The sequence below is a fragment of the Hyphomicrobium sp. genome, assembly GCF_035548195.1.
Taxonomy (GTDB): Bacteria; Pseudomonadota; Alphaproteobacteria; order Rhizobiales; family Hyphomicrobiaceae; genus Hyphomicrobium_B.
In genome coordinates this window covers 102,694-119,003 of sequence record NZ_DASZTY010000035.1, presented here as the reverse complement: position 1 = coordinate 119,003, position 16,310 = coordinate 102,694, and the positions used below count along the sequence as shown (strand labels likewise).

The following is a 16,310-nucleotide window of genomic DNA, read 5'->3' as shown; positions in this document are numbered from 1 at the left end:
CGCGATCAATTCATGCTGCGCCGGGTATGGGGACTATCGAGCGAGAACGCGGGAATCGCAACGTCGAAAAGCTCGCCGGCTTCGTCAGTCATTTGATAGCTGCCGACCATGATGCCTTGCGGCGTCTTTAGGGGACAGCCCGAGGTGTAGTTAAAGGTTTCCCCCGGCGGAATGACGGGTGTTTGGCCGACGACGCCCGGTCCGCGCACTTCCTCGGTAAAGCCGAGTGCATCCGTTATGCGCCACATGCGCGACTTAAGTTGAACCGTTTCCGCGCCATCATTGCTGATCTCGACCGCATAGGCCCAGACGAAATGGCCGTCTTCCGGCGAGGATTGGTCCTCCAGATACTCCGGCTCGACGCGAATGCGGATGCCGCGCGTCGTGGCTTCATAAGGATGTGCGGCCGTGCGTCCACGCCGCTTCGATTTCAAGGTCGATGTGCTCTTGGTCATGGGTTTCCCGTTAGCCCGTGGCCGCTCGTATAGCTCCAGTGAGATCGTCCGCCAAATCTTCGGCGGCTTCAAGTCCAACCGAAAGTCGTATCATACCGTCGCTGATGCCTAGTTCCTCGCGTTGTGCGGGAGTCAACTTGAAATGAGTTGTGGTCGCAGGATGGGTAACGATGCTTTTTGCATCCCCCAGGTTGTTCGAAATGAGGATGAGGCGCAGCGCATTCAAACATTCGAACGCCGCCTTTTTGCCACCTTCGATTTCAAACGCGATCATCTGCCCGCCGCCCGGCATCTGCTTTTTGGCGAGGTCCGCTTGCGGATGGTCGGCGCGGCCCGGATAGAGGACGCGCATTACGCCATTGGTTTGGGCCAGCAGATCGGCAATTTTTGCGGCTGTTTCGCATTGCGCCTTGATGCGGATCGGCATGGTTTCCAAGCTTTTCAGCATGACCCAGGCATTGAATGGGGCCATCGAAGGACCTGTCTGACGCAACCACTCCTGGACATACTTTCCGACGAATTCCGTGGAGCCGAGGACGGCGCCTCCGAGGCAGCGGCCTTGCCCGTCGATGTGCTTCGTCGTCGAATAAACTACCACATCGGCGCCGAGCGCGAGCGGCCGTTGCAGCATCGGTGTTGCGAAGACATTATCGACGATCGATATGATGTCCTTCTCGCGCGCGATCTTGCAGACCGCGGCAATATCGACAAGCTCAAGGTTCGGGTTTGAGGGCGTTTCAAAGAAGAACAGCTTGGTGTTCGGACGGACTGCATCGCGCCAGGCGTTGAGGTCCTTGCCGTCGATCAAGGTCGAGGTGACGCCCAGGCGGGAGCAAATCGTTTCGATGACATTACGACACGAACCGAACATCGCCCGTGCGGCGACGATGTGATCACCCGCTTTGACATAAGAGAGGATCGCGGCCGTAACGGCGGCCATGCCGGTCGCTGTGGCGCGACATTCTTCAGCGCCTTCAAAGATCTTTAATCGATCCTCGAACATCGCAATCGTCGGATTGCCGAAGCGCGTGTATTGAAAGCCGGGGTCTTCCTGCTTGAATCGCGCTTCGGCCTGTTCGGCGCTGTCGTAGACGAAGCCTTGCGTCAGATAGAGGGCTTCGGCGGTTTCGCCGTACTGGGACCTCGTGATACCGCCGTGAACGAGAGCGGTCTCGGGCCGCCAATTGTGCCCGGAAGATTTTTGCTCGTTTTTCGTCATCGGGAACAAGCCTTTCGCGCCAACAAAAAACCCGGTCCACAATCGCCGGACGTCGAGGCCGAGCGCAGGAAACCGGGGGAGCGCACACGGCCTCTTTAGCGATTTGTTTAACGTGGCTGCAAGCCGGCCGGCCAAAGGACCACGAACAGAGCGGGGATTAACGCCGGTGCCTCTTGGCGTCAAGGGCCCACTGCCTTAGGGATCGAAACCGCTGGCGTTAAACAACGCTTCTGGTTTCGATGAAAAAGCAAAGCAGGCAGATGGCGAGAGCAGAAAAGACAATTGCGGCGACGAAACGTGGCGACGCGACCACGGGTATCGTACCGTCGCAAGGGATCGCGCGGATGATCGCGTCGGGGCAGGTGCTGCTCGCCGAATCTGCCGCTGAGACGCAAGTGCAGCCTGCGAGTCTCGATCTCCGGCTCGGGCCCGTTGCTTATCGAGTGCGTGCGAGCTTTCTACCGCGCCCCGGGGGCCGGGTACAGTCGAAGCTCGACGATCTTGCATTGCATACGATTAGCCTCAGCCAGGGGGCTGTTCTCGAAACGGGGTGCGTTTATATCGTGCCGCTGCTCGAAAGCCTGGAGTTGCCGCCGGACGTCGAAGCGTCGGCCAATCCAAAAAGTTCGACAGGGCGGCTCGACGTTTTTACGCGCGTGATCGCGGACGGTGTCGGCGCGTTCGATCAAATTCCGCACGGATATTCTGGTCCGCTCTTTGCGGAGATTTGTCCGCAAACGTTTCCGATCGTCGTGCGCAAGGGATCACGATTGTCGCAAATCCGCTTTCGCATTGGCACTGCTGCCGATAGCGACGTCGATCTGCGGGAGTTGCACAAGCGGGAACGTCTGGTGTCGTCGGACGATGCGGATATTTCGGGCGGTATCGCGTTGACGGTCGATCTTGCAGGCGATGCGAAGGGCCTCGTCGGTTTCCGCGCGCGGCGGCATACGGGCGTCGTCGATGTCGACAAGCCGGCCTCCTATCCAGTCGAAGACTATTGGGACCCGATTTACGTCAAGGACAAGCACCGGCTGATCCTCGATCCGGATCAGTTTTATATTTTGGCATCGAAGGAAGCCGTGCATGTACCGCCGACGCATGCTGCCGAGATGGTGCCGTTTAATCCGCTCGTGGGAGAGTTTCGCGTGCATTATGCGGGGTTCATGGATCCCGGTTTTGGGCATGCGGCGGCTGGCGGTGTCGGGTCGCGCGTCGTGCTGGAGGTGCGCTCGCACAAGGTGCCATTCATTCTCGAAGACGGTCAGATCATCGGGCGGCTGATTTACGAGCGCATGATCGAGACGCCCGAGATGATCTACGGCCAGGGATTAAAATCGAACTATCAAGGTCAGGGTTTGAAGCTGTCGAAGCATTTCCGATAGCACTCTTTCTCTCACCCCACGTCATGGTCGCGCCGAGGCGGCCGTCGAGGGCAATGAAAGGAACGGTCCGGAGCATGCGGCCCTGGATGGCCGGGTCGAGCCCGGCCATGGATTAAAAAAACTGATCTTGAAAGCGCAGATGGCTCGTTATCGCTTCTTGGCTTTTTCGCTGGCTTTCAGGATCGACGAGATGACGCCGGGAAAGCGCTTCTCGATTTCGGCGCAGCGCAGGGCGTTGACGACCTCGGTGCCGCGGCGTTCGGAACGAATGAGCCCGGCCTCGCGCAGCACCTGGAAGTGATGCGACTGTGTCGATTTTGGCAGATCGGCAGGCGCTGCAGCCGAGCAGTTCATACCGCACGCGCCCCCGGCCCCGGCGAGGCGTTTCACAATTTCCAAGCGAGTCGGATCGGCGAGTGCATAGAGCACGCTTTCGAGGGTGATGTCCTCGATCGCCGGATGGACGAAGGGTCTTTGCATGCGGCGACATATAGACACGCCTTCGTGATAATTCAATAGTTCAATAATCTTGAACTACGGAAATAGCGTCCTTATCTAGCCGCAGTCCGAGGTGGCATGCCGGGTGGCTGTCCTACCTGAACAGGACAGACAAAATTATGAGGACGCCATGTCTAAACCTCTCAATGGCAAGATCGCGTTGGTCACGGGTGCGAGCCGTGGCATCGGCCGCGCCATCGCGGAAACGCTGGCCCAGGATGGCGCGCTCGTCGCCGTTCACTATGGCAAGAGCAAAGCCGGGGCGGACGAGGTCGTCGCCCAGATCAAATCTTCCGGCGGGAATGCTTTCGCGGTCGCCGCTGATCTTTCGAAGAAGGGCGCGGCGCAAGCTTTGTTCGCCGCGTTCGATCAGGAACTCACCAAGCGAACAGGCGATACCAAGTTCGACATTCTCGTCAACAATGCCGGGATCGCGCCGTTCGTCAGCTTCGGCGAAACGACTGAAGACATTCTCGACGAAATCTATAGCGTCAACGTCAAGTCGCTGTTCCTGATCACCCAGGAAGCCGTCAAGCGGCTGAAAGATGGTGGCCGCGTCATTTCCACTTCCAGCGTCGTTGCCAGACTTCCGGGCGTGGCCGTGCCGGCTTATTCCATGCTGAAAGCGCCTGTCGACAACGTAACAAAAGCGCTGGCGACAGAACTCGGCGGGCGGGGAATAACGGTCAATGCCGTCGCGCCTGGGGTCATCGATACGGATATGGCATCAGGGCTCGTCAAGGATCCTGACAGTCAAGCCTTCGTCCTGAACATGCAGGCCCTGAAACGGATCGGCAAGGCGGAGGAAGTCGCTGATCTCGTCGCATTTCTCGCGGGGCCGCAGTCGCGCTGGGTTACCGGCCAAACGATCGAAGTCAGCGGCGGCACTGCTTTGAGCTTCTGATTTTTCTTCCCCTCGTCTCGTCCTTCCCCGGAACTGGCGCCGAATCCCATGGATTTCGGCGCTTTTTTTGCCTTCGTCACAAATCTGCCGCTTGCTTTCTGGCAACAAATGCTGCTCTTTTCGCGCGCTTCATTCGAAAAATGCCCGCAAACAGCGCGTTTTTGGGCTTCGACGATGTAGTGTTCGACACCAAATCGATTCGCAAATGAGAGGGATACCCATGGCGAAGGCTCCGGCGAAGTCGGCCTCCAAGACGGCCGCAAAGATTGAAACCGTTACTTTGAAGCATATGGCGGCGGCGCTTGCCGAGGCCCACGATATTCCCAAGAAGCAGTCGATCGCGCTGCTTGAGGATCTCGTCACTGCAATCGGTAAGCACCTGAAGAAAGGCGCGCGCATCCGTATCGGCGGCCTCGGCGTGCTGCAGGTTCGCAAGCGCCCGGCGCGCATGGGCCGCAACCCGGCAACCGGCGAAGCCATCAAGATCAAGGCTTCGAAGAAGATCGCGTTCCGAGCCGCCAAGGAGCTCAAAGAATCGATCTAACGCTCGCGTAAGCGGGTGGAATCAAGAAAGGTCGCCTTTGCGGGCGGCCTTTTTTATTGGCGCTGACGACTCCGCTTCGCGGAGCCGGCCGCCAGCGCGGGGCATCAGCGGTCGTCGAAGTCCGTCATCCTCAATCGTGCGAACGCTCTTGTGAGCGCGATTGGGGATCCAGCATAAACTTGCCGAAGGCGCAATATATTTGGTGTCTGCGACAACTTTTGCGTTGGATCCCCGGCCTTCAACGCGTCTGCGACGCGCTTGGCTGAGGATGACGAATGGTTCAGCCGCTGCGGAAAAAGTTGGAGATGAAGCGGCCGTAGATTTCGGTCAGCTTTTCGAGATCGTCGATGCTGGTGTGTTCGTCCACCTGATGGATCGTGGCGTTGACGAGGCCAAACTCGACGACCGGGCAAATGTCTTTGATGAAGCGTGCGTCCGACGTGCCGCCGCCTGTCGTCAATGCGGGCGTGCGGCCGGTGACAGATTTTACTGCGTCGGTCAGCGTGGTTACGAGCGGTCCAGGCTGGGTCAGAAAAACATCGCCCGTCCCGGAAAAGCTCAAATCGTATTTCGCACCAAGTTCTGCAGCCGCACGTGCGACATTATCGCGAACCCAGGATTCGATCTTCGGTCTGTTCCAAAGATCGTTGTAGCGGATGTTGAGCTTGGCAACGGCTTGGCCCGGGATAACGTTGGTCGCCGTGTTCGGCACAGAAATAACAGTCACCTGGAGATTGGACGGTTGGAAGTCCGGGGTTCCGTCATCAAGCTTTGCAGATGCCAGGCGATCGATGATGCGGGCGAGTTTGGGCACCGGGTTGTCGGCGATCTGCGGATAGGCGGAATGACCCTGTTTGCCGTGAACGACGATCTCGGCATTGAGCGAGCCGCGGCGGCCAATGCGAATTTCATCGCCCAATGCCGACGGGTTCGACGGTTCGCCGACGAGACAGGCATCGACGACCTCGTCACGGGATTTCAGCCAGTCGAGGATCTTCATCGTGCCGTTGATCGACGGGCCTTCTTCATCGCCCGTGATCAGGAAGGATAGCGAACCGCGCGGCAGGCCGCTGTGGTGGTGAATATACTTCAGCGCAGCGGAAACGAAGGCGGCCACGCATCCCTTCATATCGACGGCGCCGCGGCCGTAGACTTTGCCGTCCCGGATATCGCCTGAAAATGGCGGGACGGTCCACGCGGCTTCGTTGCCTGCCGGAACGACATCGGTATGTCCGGCAAAGGAAAGATGCGGACGACCGGATCCGAGGCGCGCGTAAAGATTGTCGACGTCTGGCGTTCCGGGTTCCGTGAAGATGAGACGATGACACGTGAAGCCCGCGGGTTCGAGAATGTTCTGCAACAGCGTCAGGGCGCCGCCTTCGTCCGGCGTCACGCTTTGGCAGCGGATGAGTGCTTGGGTCAGAGCGACTGGATCGGTTGGGACGAGGGTCATTGCGTGCTCGGCGTGATGTGAAGCTGCTCTACGGAGGGCAGAGGGATGTCGCGGCCTTCGAGGCTTTGCACCATAGTGATCTTTTGCCAGATCTTACTCGAAAGTTCAGATGTGAGCCGTTCGATGTCGCCAACCGTATCAACGACTACAGCATCGCTCAGCGTTTCGGCATAAAGAGCCGCACACTTGGCGGTCAACGATAGCATCTCGGAGCAGTAATCGAGATAACGCATCAGCGAAAATGGGGTCAGATCGCGATCTGGCGACGTCGATGTCCGTGCCGAGCCCATGGTGCTTGGGTCTTTGGTCAACTGATGCATGTCGATGACGTGAACGATCGAACGAAGCTCGTGTAGGGCCGAGAGCGTGCGCGTGCGTTTCCATCGTGTTTCGAGGGTGGAAATGAAGAAGGCTGCACCGCCCAGTAAAACGGCGATATTGAACAGAGCGTCGAGCCCTTGTAGCGCTTCTGACCATTCGTCCGTTCCTTTGAACGTCGTCGCTTGCGATATGAGATAAGCAAGAATGGCTAGGGCGGTGCTTAAAAGGCCGACTAAGAGCGTTCTTAGCGTCCAGTTAGGGCGCGAGACATATGCGATCCGCTCGGACGTTTGGCGGGCAACGGAGATCAGTTCGGCACAAACGCGTGAAAGGCCAGATCCGGAAAAACGCTCGCCGATACGCTGTTCGAGACGTTCCAACGTCTCGATGATTTTGTCAGCGTCGAGCGAGCGATACCGGTCTTCTCTTTTTGCCAAGATTTAATCTCTGAGCAATTCGTTGATGCTCGTTTTTGAGCGCGTCTTTTCGTCGACGCGTTTCACGATGACGGCGCAGTAGAGATTTGGCCCCGGTTCGCCGTTCGGCAGTTTTTTTCCGGCCATGGAGCCAGAGACGACAACGGAATAAGGCGGGACCTTGCCGAAGAATTTCTCGCCGGTCGTGCGGTCGATGATGGTCGTCGATGCGCCAAGATAGACGCCCATCGAGAGGACCGAGCCCTCACCGACTTGGACGCCTTCGGCGACCTCGGCCCGGGCTCCGATGAAGCAATTGTCTTCGATGACGACGGGGCCAGCCTGGAGAGGTTCGAGGACGCCGCCGATGCCAGCTCCTCCCGAGATGTGGCAATTCTTGCCGATCTGGGCGCAGCTACCGACCGTGGCCCAGGTGTCGACCATGGTGCCGCTGTCGACGTAGGCACCGAGATTGACGAACGAAGGGAGCAGCACCGCGCCTGGTGCGATGTAGGCGGAGTGGCGGACGATGGCCCCAGGGAGCACGCGAAAACCACCTTTGCGGAAATCGGCCTCCGTCCAACCCGTGAATTTCGGGGGCACCTTGTCCCAGTAAAAGCTTCCCGCGGGGCCTCCGGTGATCGTTTCCATGTCATTGAGGCGGAACGATAAAAGGACGGCCTTCTTGAGCCATTGGTTTACCGTCCAGGTGCCGTCCTTCTTCTCGGCAACGCGTGCCTTACCGGTGTCGAGCAGGTCCAGTGCGCTTTCGACGGCATCGCGAACCTCGCCTTTCGTCTCGAACGAAACGGAGTCCCGGCTCTCCCACGCCGTCTCGATGGTCTTCTGCAAATCGAGGAGGTTGTGTGCAGGGGCCATTGCGTTCCGATCTCCATTCAACGTCGTCATGAAATGCCGACCGGCCTTGTCGCCCCTTGCCGCGAGCCTGTCAATTCGGCGCGGGCGGTTGGCAAGTGCGCAATCGCGGCCCCCTTAACTGACAGTGTAAGAACAGTTGCAATGTGCCTCGCGCGCGATATTGCGGGATAAGCGAATCTGACATCTTGCCGCTTCGTCGGGACCGCCGTTCGCGGCCCTCGCAACAAGGAACGACGTCCATGGCGAAATCGGAAAGCACGAGCAAGAAAGTGGCGACAGCGGCCTCGAAAGTTCTCCGGAGCAAGACTGCGAGCAAAGCTGAAAAATCGGTGGCGGCTTCGGCGTTAACGCAGAAAGGCAGCACGGAAACAACGAGCGCCAAGGTCGCGGCGACGGCGTCGAAGGTTTTGCGCGATCCAAAAGCGAGCAAAGCTGCGAAGTCGGCGGCCGCATCGGCGCTGACCCAGAAGGTCAAGAAGAAAAAGTAATTCGATAAGCAAAGGACGTCATCCCGGCGCAGGCCCGGGATGACGGTGTTTCGGCTCAGTTCATCGCGGATTGGATGAGCTTTTTAGCGTCGTCGGAATCCCATTCGGCGGCGCCGGCGAGACGGCCGACTTCCAGGCCGTCCTTGTTGATCAGGATCGTCGTCGGCATGCCGATGAGCTTCAGCTCCATGCCTTGCTTGGCGGTCGGATCGGCGTAGAGCTTCACCTTGTCGGCTTTCAGGTTATCGAGAAATTTGCGCGAGGCGTCGTAGCCTTTGTGATCGAGGCTCAGCGCCACAACCTCGAACTTGTCGCTGCCGAGGGCGGTTTCAAGCCGGTTGAGTGCCGGCATTTCTTCGCGGCAGGGACCGCACCAGGTTGCCCAGAGGTTCAATAGGATCGTCTTGCCCTTGAAACTCGAAAGCTTCACGTCCTTGCCGTCGGCGTCCTGGAAAGTGATATCCGGAAGCGGCGCGGGCGTCTTTTTGGCGACGAATGCCGCCATTTTTCCGAACTTGAACGATGATTGCCCCGATTCCCCCACTGGCGGTGGAGACAAATCCTGTGCCGCGGCTCCAGATTTCGACGAACCTGCGTTGTCGAACCCGCCTCCGATAACGTATACGGCCCCGAACCCGATCAGCGCCGACAGCGCCACAATCCAAAGGCCCTTCTGCGGTCTTGCCGCTTCGTTCGCTGCCATCTGGGATCCTTGTGTTTTCTCGCTAAGACGGAGCCATCAGTGACCGATAAGCCCGCCAACGCCATGTGGGGTGGCCGATTTGCAATGTCGCCGGCCGAGATCATGCAGGAGATAAATGCCTCGGTCGGCTTCGACAAGCGGTTAGCACCGCAAGATATTCGCGGCTCAAAGGCGCACGCGCAAATGCTGGCCGATGCCGGAATCATTACAAAAGCCGATGCGCGCGAGATCGCGAAGGGGTTGGACCAAATCCGGGCGGAGATCGAAGCCGGAACGTTCGAATTTTCGGTTGCCCTCGAAGACGTGCACATGAACGTCGAAAGCCGCCTGAAAGACCTGATTGGCGCGGCGGCTGGACGCCTGCATACGGCGCGTTCGCGCAACGATCAGGTGGCGACCGATTTCAGGCTCTTTGTGCGCGATGCCATCGACGGCATCGATGCCGCGCTCGAACGCGTGCAGCAGGCGTTGGCGGAAAAAGCAGAGGCACATGCGGCAACCGTCATGCCGGGCTTCACGCACCTTCAACCTGCGCAGCCCGTTACGTTCGGACATCATCTGCTTGCCTATGTCGAGATGATCGCGCGGGATCGTGGCCGGTTTGCGGATGCCCGGAAGCGGCTTAACGAATGTCCGCTCGGGTCGGCGGCATTGGCGGGAACTTCATTTCCGATCGACCGCAAGAAAACGGCGGCAGCGCTGGGCTTCGACCGGCCGATGGCCAATTCGCTCGATGGCGTGTCGGACCGCGATTTTGCGCTGGAGACTCTTGCCGCGGCGGCGATCACAGCCGTGCATTTTTCGCGCCTCGCGGAAGAAATCGTCATCTGGATGACGCCGCAGTTTGGCTTCGTGAGGCTGTCGGACCGCTTCACCACGGGTTCGTCGATCATGCCGCAGAAGCGCAATCCGGATGCGGCGGAACTGGCGCGTGCCAAGGTCGGAAGGATCGCGGCGGCTTTCCAGGGGCTGGCGATGGTGATGAAAGGGCTGCCGCTCGCCTATTCGAAGGACATGCAGGAGGACAAGGAGACGACCTTCGACGCGCTTGCGAGCCTCAGGTTGGTGATGGCGGCGATGGCGGGGATGATCTCCGATCTGGAGCCGGTGCCGGAGGCCATGCGGGATGCGGCGGGACGGGGATACTCCACCGCCACGGACCTCGCGGATTGGCTCGTCCGGGAACTCAAGATGCCTTTCCGGGACGCGCATCATGTGACTGGCGCCATCGTCAAGGCGGCCGAGACCAAAGGCGTCGATCTCGATCAGCTGCCGCTTGCCGATATGCAGGCGGTCGAGCCGAGGATCACGAAAGCTGTATTTTCGGTGCTTTCGGTGGAAAACTCGGTCAAGAGCCGAACCAGCTATGGGGGAACCGCGCCACAGAACGTCCTCAAAATGGCGCGTCACTGGTTGCGCCGGTTGGAAAAGGAACGGAGTAAGGTCTAAAACCGCCGGGTAGACAGCCTGCACGTTTGCGGGCCGAGGGGTATTGGAAGGTCGCACGCATGGGGGCGCTTCTGCGCATCAAGTTCGTGACGCTCGCGGCGCTGTTTTGCGCCTTGGGGTTCGGATTCGCGGGCTGCGGCGTCAAAGGTCCGCTTGAGCCGCCGCCGGATGCAAAAGTGACCGGTGAGGCGAAATCGCCCGAGGCTCAGGACCCCGGCTCGAATTCGGATGCGCCGAAGAAGCCGCATGAAGGGTTCGTTCTCGATCCGCTGTTGCGCTAGTTTTTTGGCGTCGTCGCGGAATTTCAACGCTGTTGCGACAATAGCCCTGGACGGATAGCGCCTCTGCGGGCAAGAGGTTGGAACCATCCAACCGGCAGTTCGAATAAATTCATGCATCATTTCCATTACAAATCCGGCGTTCTCCATGCCGAGGATGTCAGCCTCGCGCGTATCGCGGAGGAGGTTGGAACGCCATTCTACTGCTATTCGACTGCGACGCTCGAACGTCACTACAACGTATTGGCGGAAGCTTTTCGCGATCAGAAGGCGCTGATCTGCTTCGCCGTCAAAGCCAACTCAAATCAGGCGGTGCTCGCGACAATGGCGCGGCTTGGGGCGGGCATGGATGTCGTCTCGGAGGGCGAGTTGCGCCGCGCACGAGCGGCCGGCGTCCCGGCAGAGAAGATCATTTTCGCAGGCGTCGGAAAAACGCGCGCCGAAATGGCGTATGCGCTTGAGGAAGGAATTCTCGGGTTCAATGTCGAGAGCGAGCCCGAGCTTATCGCGCTGAGCGACGTTGCATCCGAAATGGGCAAGACCGCCTCCGTCGCGATTCGGGTTAATCCGGACGTCGATGCGAAGACGCACGCGAAAATTTCGACGGGCAAGGCCGAAAACAAGTTCGGCGTACCTTACCGCGACGCGCGCGCTCTCTATGCACGGGCGGCAAAGCTGGCGGGCATCCACGTTTCCGGTATTCATATGCATATAGGAAGCCAGATCACCGATCTGGCGCCATTTCGGGATGCGTTCGCGCTGATGCGTGAGCTCGTGCGCGATCTGAAAGCCGACGGTATTCCGCTTGGACATCTGGATATCGGCGGTGGGCTTGGTGTGCCTTATCGCGGCGCGGACGACGTGCCGCCGACTCCGGACGAATACGCGGCTGTCGTAAAGGCGGCGCTTGGCGATCTCGGGCTGAAGATCGTGCTGGAGCCGGGGCGGATGATCGTCGGCAATGCCGGCGTGCTCGTCACGCGCGTGACTTACGTCAAGGAAGGGGCCGAAAAGACGTTCACAATCGTCGATGGGGCGATGAACGATCTGCTTCGTCCGACATTGTATGAGGCCTATCACGATATCTGGCCCGTTTCGGAAGAGCGGAAGGCTATGTCGCCGGTGCAGCAGGATATCGTCGGGCCGGTGTGCGAAACAGGAGACTTCCTTGCGGAGGATCGGGCGCTGCCGCCGGTCGAGCCTGGCGATCTCCTCGCCGTCATGACGGCAGGTGCCTATGGGGCCGTCATGTCGTCGACATACAATACGCGATTGCTCATTCCAGAAGTTCTGGTCAGCGGCGACCACTATGCCGTCATCCGGCCGCGTCCGAGTTACGATGATTTGATTGGTGCGGATCGCGTGCCGGATTGGCTTAAAAAGTGATCCGTATTTTTTCTCTGTTCCACGGCCGGGCTTGACTCGGCCATCCAGCGCGTTCCCAGGTCTCATCGCGCTGCCAGACGTTCTGGTTTCCGGATATCTGCTTGTGCAGCCTCCAAGATGACGGAACCGGGAAGCGGTCCCGAATTCGGCAACAATTGCTGCCTAGGATCGTTGAAATTAAAGCCGATTTACTGGTGTAGACGTTGCATTTTGTTAAGGGACGGGGCCATAGGCCCATGTTAATCTTGGTGTAATGGCTGACCCTAGAGACACGGATACCAATTCCGCGCTTTCGCGATCTTTTGCCCGCAAAGTTCGCCTTAGTACGCTTGCCCTTTATTTCGAACGTCTATGGCCGCGTCTCTGGCTGTTGATCGGCCTCGCGCTGCTTTTTGCATTACTGTCGTTCGCGGGCGTTTGGCCGTATCTCGACGGCAGCATCCATAAGCTGGTGCTCGCTGCGTTCGGTCTCGCGGCCGTGGCTGCGGTGGTTTACGCGGTTTATGCGCCTTGGCCGACGCGCGACGAAGCAATCCGGCGGATCGAGAAACGCTCGGGTATTCCGCACCGTCCCGCAACTTCCTACGAGGATACGCTTTCCTTCGGTACTGAAAATGTCTCGACGGCCGCGCTTTGGCAGGCGCATCGCGAACGTCTTGCCCGTGCGATCGCACGCCTTCGCGTCGGTAATCCGAAGCCCAGGACGGACCGTTTCGATCCGTGGGCTGTGCGCGGGCTTCTGCTCTTGTTGCTCATCCCCGCCGCTCTCCTTGTAGGCGGCAGCCTGAGTGATCGCCTCGCGTCTGCGTTTCGGTTCGGGGTCACGGGTACCGGGGCACCAACGCGCGTCGATGCGTGGGTCACGCCGCCGCCTTATACCGCGCTGCCGCCGATTTTGCTTTCCGACGGATCGCAGCTGGCGATGACCGAAGATGGCAAAGAAAAGCGTTTCTTCGAGGTGCCTGATCGTAGCTTGCTGACGCTTAGAGGCGTCGGTTTTGGTTCGACGGCCGTGTCTTTAGAGGTCTTGAGCGATGGCGCGCCGGAGGCCGTCACGATTCATGCCGAGAAGCGCAAGGCTGGCGATACCTCAAACGTCTCTGAGGTCAGGTATCAGTTGCGCAAGTCTTCGCGGATCAGGGCGCTCGCCGGTTCGCGGGAACTCGGGGAGTGGACATTCGACGTCGTTGTCGATGAGCTGCCGAAGATCGCGATGACGAAGGCCATCAGTGCCACACCGCGCGGCTCCATGCGGGTATCCTACAAAGCCTCCGACGATTATGGCGTCGCCAGTGCGCAGGTGAAACTGCAGCTCTTGCCGCCGAAGCCGGGCGATCCGACGAAATCATGGGCGCGGCCTCCGCCGTTGACTGGGCCTCGTCTGCCGCTGGAACGTCCGCCGGTTCTGAGCCTCAGGATTCCGCGTCCCGGTGCAAAGCAAGTCGATACGTCCACGTTGCTCGAAGTTGGTGAGCATCCGTGGGCGGGGCAGCGTGTCAAGTTCTGGCTCGAAGCTACCGACGTCGGCGGGCAAATCGGCAAGAGCAAACCGATCGAGATCGTGCTGCCGTCGAGGCACTTTAAAAATCCGCTGGCGCGTGCGCTGATCGAACAACGCCGCAAGCTCGCGGAAGATTCCCGTAATCGACCGATGGTCGTCAAAGGGATAGATGCCCTGACGCTGGAGCCGGAAGGCTTCATCACCGACACGTCCGTCTATCTCGGGTTGCGAGCGATCTATCATCGCCTGGATCGTGAAGGCACGCGCGAAGCGCTGAAAGAGTCGGTCGACGAGCTTTGGCAGATCGCGCTGCAAGTCGAGGACGGTAACCTTTCGCAAGCGGAACGTGCGTTGAAAGATGCGCAAGACCGGCTTTCCGACGCGCTGAAGAAGGGCGACGACAAAGAGATTCAAGATGCTTTGGCCGAACTCAAAAAGCGTCTGAGCGATTATCTCAACCAGATGCAGAAGAACGCGGAGAAGAACAATCCGTCTGGGGACCAGCAGCAGAACGATCAAATGCAGCAGCTGGGCCAGCAAGATCTCGATCAGATGATGAAGGATCTTGAGCGGAGCGCAAAGCAAGGCTCGCGGGAAGAAGCCGAGCAAATGCTGTCGCAGTTGCGCGAATTGATGGACCGTCTGCAGGCGGCCAATTCGCCGGAGGCGCGCGCTCAGCAGCAGCGCGCCGAGCAGATGATGAAGAAGCTCAATGAGCTCGATAATCTCGCGCGCAAACAACAGCAACTGATGGATGACACGTTCGGCGAGCAGCGGCGTCAGGAAGGTCAGCAGCCGCAAGGTGGCTCGCAGGATGATCCCAACGGACAGGGCCGGCCGCAAAAAGGTGGTCCCGGTCAGCAGGGCCGCAGTCCGCAGGGCGGCCAGCAAGGCATGGATGCGAACAGGCAGGGCGGCGGACAACAAGGCGAAGGCGAGCAAGGCTCTAGCGGCAACAATGTTGGACGGCAGCAACGCGGCCAGGGCAGCCTCCAGGACCGCCAGGCCGAACTGCGCAGGCAGCTCGACGAGCTGAAAAAGCAACTCGACCAGATGGGCGCGGGTGATCCCGATAAACTTGGCAACGCCAAGGATGCAATGGGTAAAGCCGAAGAGGCTTTGAAGCAGAACGATCTCGATGAAGCCGGAAATCAGCAGGGCCAAGCGTTGGAGCAGATGCGCCAGAGCGCGCAGCAGATGGCCGAGCAGATGCAAAAGAATGCACAGCAGCGGATCGGCCGCGGCGGTAATTCTCCGCGCGATCCGCTCGGACGGCCGCAGCGGGCGCAGGGTCCCGATCTCGGGACATCGGTGAAAGTACCTGACGCCATCGACGCGCAGCGGGCGCGCGAAATTCTCGAAGAGCTGCGGAAACGGTCGGGCGACAGTCTGCGTCCGCAGGAAGAACTCGATTACATCGATCGGCTGTTGAAGCGGTTCTGAGGCGAGATGCGGAAGGGCAAATACTTTGCGACGGCGGCAATCGTTTGCGCATCGGTTGTCCTTCTTTATGTCGCGAACGCAAGCTCACTAGAGCCGCCGCCTGTTGACGGACCGGGCTTGCTCGCGCATCGCGGCCTACATCAGACGTTCAGTACCGTGGGACTGAAAAACGATACCTGCACGGCGTCACGTATCGACCCGCCGCGTCACGGCTATCTCGAAAATACGATCCCAGCGATCAAGGCGGCTTTCTCGCTTGGCGCTTCAGTCGTCGAAATCGATGTGCATCCGACCACAGACAAGAAGTTTGTGGTGTTTCACGATTGGACGCTCGATTGCCGGACGGATGGCCACGGGGTCACGCGCAACCATTCGCTTGCGGAGCTGAAAAAGCTCGATATCGGTTACGGCTACACAGCCGATGGCGGAAGGACGTTTCCCTTTCGAGGTAAGGGCGTCGGGCTGATGCCGTTACTCGACGAGGTTCTCGACGCATTTCCCCAACGATCTTTTCTGATCAACGTAAAAAGTAACGATGCCGAGGAAGGCGTGCTGTTGGCCGATGCGCTCGCAAAGCGCCCACCGGAGGAACTCGCGCGCATCATGGTCTACGGCGGTGACCGGCCGATCGCTTCGCTGAAAAAGCAAATGCCTCACCTTCGCGTCATGTCGCGCGCGAGTATAAAATCGTGCTTGCTGACGTATGTTGCGCTCGGATGGAGCGGCTACGTGCCCACGTCGTGCCGGGATTCCATTCTGCTCATTCCGAGCAACATCGGTCCATGGCTTTGGGGCTGGCCCAACCGCTTCGATGCGCGCATGGCTAAGGTCAACACCGTGACGTTCGCGAGCGGTGCTTATACGGGCGGACAATTTTCGACGGGCATCGACAGCATGGACGATTTCCGTCGCCTGCCGAAGGGTTACGCGGGCGGTATCTCGACCGACCGCATCGAGGTGCTTGCGCAAATCCTCAAACGATAGAGCG

The 16,310-nt window shown here is 59.3% G+C and carries 16 protein-coding genes and 1 riboswitch; of the genes, 9 read left to right on the top strand and 7 right to left on the bottom strand.

All coding sequences use genetic code 11. The annotated features are described in order from the left end of the window. Positions 1-5 precede the first annotated feature (5 nt). Positions 6-455 carry a Co2+/Mg2+ efflux protein ApaG gene (gene apaG / locus VHB22_RS14175; protein ID WP_325457632.1) on the bottom strand — a complete coding sequence of 150 codons (450 nt, stop codon included), beginning with the start codon at positions 453-455 and terminating at the stop codon, positions 6-8. Between the two features lie 10 nt (positions 456-465). Next, entirely contained in the window at positions 466-1,674 is a 1,209-nt protein-coding gene (gene metZ, locus VHB22_RS14170) for an O-succinylhomoserine sulfhydrylase (RefSeq protein ID WP_325457631.1), read from the bottom strand. 74 nt (positions 1,675-1,748) lie between these two features. Next, positions 1,749-1,827, bottom strand: a riboswitch (SAM riboswitch). Between the two features lie 107 nt (positions 1,828-1,934). On the opposite strand from metZ, the gene VHB22_RS14165 reads away from it, so the two are divergent. Further along, positions 1,935-3,059 carry a 2'-deoxycytidine 5'-triphosphate deaminase gene (locus VHB22_RS14165; protein WP_325457630.1) on the top strand — a complete coding sequence of 375 codons (1,125 nt, stop codon included), beginning with the start codon at positions 1,935-1,937 and terminating at the stop codon, positions 3,057-3,059. Positions 3,060-3,206: 147 nt separating this feature from the next. Here the strand turns inward: VHB22_RS14165 and VHB22_RS14160 are convergent, their stop codons facing one another. Further along, on the bottom strand, positions 3,207-3,539 hold the full coding sequence (locus VHB22_RS14160) for a metalloregulator ArsR/SmtB family transcription factor (protein WP_325457629.1): 333 nt from the start codon (positions 3,537-3,539) through the stop codon (positions 3,207-3,209). 148 nt (positions 3,540-3,687) lie between these two features. Between VHB22_RS14160 and VHB22_RS14155 the strand changes: the two genes are divergently transcribed. Both VHB22_RS14155 and VHB22_RS14150 read left to right on the top strand, forming a co-directional pair. Further along, the gene (locus VHB22_RS14155) at positions 3,688-4,461 is read left to right on the top strand and encodes an SDR family NAD(P)-dependent oxidoreductase (protein WP_325457628.1); all 774 of its coding nucleotides are present in this window, start codon (positions 3,688-3,690) and stop codon (positions 4,459-4,461) included. A 220-nt stretch (positions 4,462-4,681) separates the two neighbouring features. Further along, positions 4,682-5,005, top strand: a complete 324-nt coding sequence (locus VHB22_RS14150) for an HU family DNA-binding protein (protein ID WP_325457627.1) — start codon at positions 4,682-4,684, stop codon at positions 5,003-5,005. Between the two features lie 280 nt (positions 5,006-5,285). Here VHB22_RS14150 and dapE read toward each other — a convergent pair whose 3' ends face one another. From dapE to dapD, 3 genes are read right to left on the bottom strand one after another with little or no spacing between them, the layout of a single operon-like run. Continuing rightward, positions 5,286-6,458: a succinyl-diaminopimelate desuccinylase gene (gene dapE, locus VHB22_RS14145; RefSeq protein ID WP_325457626.1), complete on the bottom strand. Its 1,173-nt coding sequence runs from the start codon at positions 6,456-6,458 to the stop codon at positions 5,286-5,288. Further along, positions 6,455-7,216 carry a hypothetical protein gene (locus VHB22_RS14140; RefSeq protein ID WP_325457625.1) on the bottom strand — a complete coding sequence of 254 codons (762 nt, stop codon included), beginning with the start codon at positions 7,214-7,216 and terminating at the stop codon, positions 6,455-6,457. The genes dapE and VHB22_RS14140 overlap by 4 nt, the downstream gene beginning before the upstream one ends. Before the next feature lie 3 nt (positions 7,217-7,219). Further along, positions 7,220-8,074: a 2,3,4,5-tetrahydropyridine-2,6-dicarboxylate N-succinyltransferase gene (gene dapD, locus VHB22_RS14135; RefSeq protein ID WP_325457624.1), complete on the bottom strand. Its 855-nt coding sequence runs from the start codon at positions 8,072-8,074 to the stop codon at positions 7,220-7,222. A 239-nt stretch (positions 8,075-8,313) separates the two neighbouring features. Here dapD and VHB22_RS14130 point away from each other — a divergent pair, with 239 nt between their 5' ends. Further along, the gene (locus tag VHB22_RS14130) at positions 8,314-8,562 is read left to right on the top strand and encodes a hypothetical protein (RefSeq protein WP_325457623.1); all 249 of its coding nucleotides are present in this window, start codon (positions 8,314-8,316) and stop codon (positions 8,560-8,562) included. Between the two features lie 55 nt (positions 8,563-8,617). Here the strand turns inward: VHB22_RS14130 and VHB22_RS14125 are convergent, their stop codons facing one another. Further along, positions 8,618-9,265: a TlpA family protein disulfide reductase gene (locus tag VHB22_RS14125; RefSeq protein ID WP_325457622.1), complete on the bottom strand. Its 648-nt coding sequence runs from the start codon at positions 9,263-9,265 to the stop codon at positions 8,618-8,620. 39 nt (positions 9,266-9,304) lie between these two features. Here VHB22_RS14125 and argH point away from each other — a divergent pair, with 39 nt between their 5' ends. The 5 genes from argH to VHB22_RS14100 all read left to right on the top strand — a co-directional run bounded on the left by argH (position 9,305) and on the right by VHB22_RS14100 (position 16,306). Then, positions 9,305-10,714, top strand: coding sequence for an argininosuccinate lyase (gene argH, locus VHB22_RS14120; protein ID WP_325457621.1), 1,410 nt, complete (start codon positions 9,305-9,307; stop codon positions 10,712-10,714). 59 nt (positions 10,715-10,773) lie between these two features. Then, complete coding sequence (lptM, locus tag VHB22_RS14115) at positions 10,774-10,995, top strand: LPS translocon maturation chaperone LptM (protein WP_325457620.1); 222 nt, start codon at positions 10,774-10,776, stop codon at positions 10,993-10,995. Between the two features lie 111 nt (positions 10,996-11,106). Continuing rightward, positions 11,107-12,378 (top strand): diaminopimelate decarboxylase, encoded by a 1,272-nt coding sequence (lysA, locus tag VHB22_RS14110; protein ID WP_325457619.1) that lies wholly within the window; start codon positions 11,107-11,109, stop codon positions 12,376-12,378. 253 nt (positions 12,379-12,631) lie between these two features. Continuing rightward, positions 12,632-15,322, top strand: coding sequence for a TIGR02302 family protein (locus VHB22_RS14105; RefSeq protein ID WP_325457618.1), 2,691 nt, complete (start codon positions 12,632-12,634; stop codon positions 15,320-15,322). A 6-nt stretch (positions 15,323-15,328) separates the two neighbouring features. Further along, positions 15,329-16,306 carry a glycerophosphodiester phosphodiesterase family protein gene (locus tag VHB22_RS14100; protein ID WP_325457617.1) on the top strand — a complete coding sequence of 326 codons (978 nt, stop codon included), beginning with the start codon at positions 15,329-15,331 and terminating at the stop codon, positions 16,304-16,306. The last annotated feature ends 4 nt before the right edge of the window (positions 16,307-16,310 follow it).

Bases quoted from the DNA above. Each gene is read 5' to 3' on its own strand.
- apaG (WP_325457632.1), bottom strand. From the start codon at position 455: ATGACCAAGAGCACATCGACCTTGAAATCGAAGCGGCGTGGACGCACG.
- metZ (WP_325457631.1), bottom strand. From the start codon at position 1,674: ATGACGAAAAACGAGCAAAAATCTTCCGGGCACAATTGGCGGCCCGAG.
- VHB22_RS14165 (WP_325457630.1), top strand. From the start codon at position 1,935: ATGGCGAGAGCAGAAAAGACAATTGCGGCGACGAAACGTGGCGACGCG.
- VHB22_RS14160 (WP_325457629.1), bottom strand. From the start codon at position 3,539: ATGCAAAGACCCTTCGTCCATCCGGCGATCGAGGACATCACCCTCGAA.
- VHB22_RS14155 (WP_325457628.1), top strand. From the start codon at position 3,688: ATGTCTAAACCTCTCAATGGCAAGATCGCGTTGGTCACGGGTGCGAGC.
- VHB22_RS14150 (WP_325457627.1), top strand. From the start codon at position 4,682: ATGGCGAAGGCTCCGGCGAAGTCGGCCTCCAAGACGGCCGCAAAGATT.
- dapE (WP_325457626.1), bottom strand. From the start codon at position 6,458: ATGACCCTCGTCCCAACCGATCCAGTCGCTCTGACCCAAGCACTCATC.
- dapD (WP_325457624.1), bottom strand. From the start codon at position 8,074: ATGGCCCCTGCACACAACCTCCTCGATTTGCAGAAGACCATCGAGACG.
- VHB22_RS14130 (WP_325457623.1), top strand. From the start codon at position 8,314: ATGGCGAAATCGGAAAGCACGAGCAAGAAAGTGGCGACAGCGGCCTCG.
- VHB22_RS14125 (WP_325457622.1), bottom strand. From the start codon at position 9,265: ATGGCAGCGAACGAAGCGGCAAGACCGCAGAAGGGCCTTTGGATTGTG.
- lptM (WP_325457620.1), top strand. From the start codon at position 10,774: ATGGGGGCGCTTCTGCGCATCAAGTTCGTGACGCTCGCGGCGCTGTTT.
- lysA (WP_325457619.1), top strand. From the start codon at position 11,107: ATGCATCATTTCCATTACAAATCCGGCGTTCTCCATGCCGAGGATGTC.
- VHB22_RS14105 (WP_325457618.1), top strand. From the start codon at position 12,632: ATGGCTGACCCTAGAGACACGGATACCAATTCCGCGCTTTCGCGATCT.
- VHB22_RS14100 (WP_325457617.1), top strand. From the start codon at position 15,329: ATGCGGAAGGGCAAATACTTTGCGACGGCGGCAATCGTTTGCGCATCG.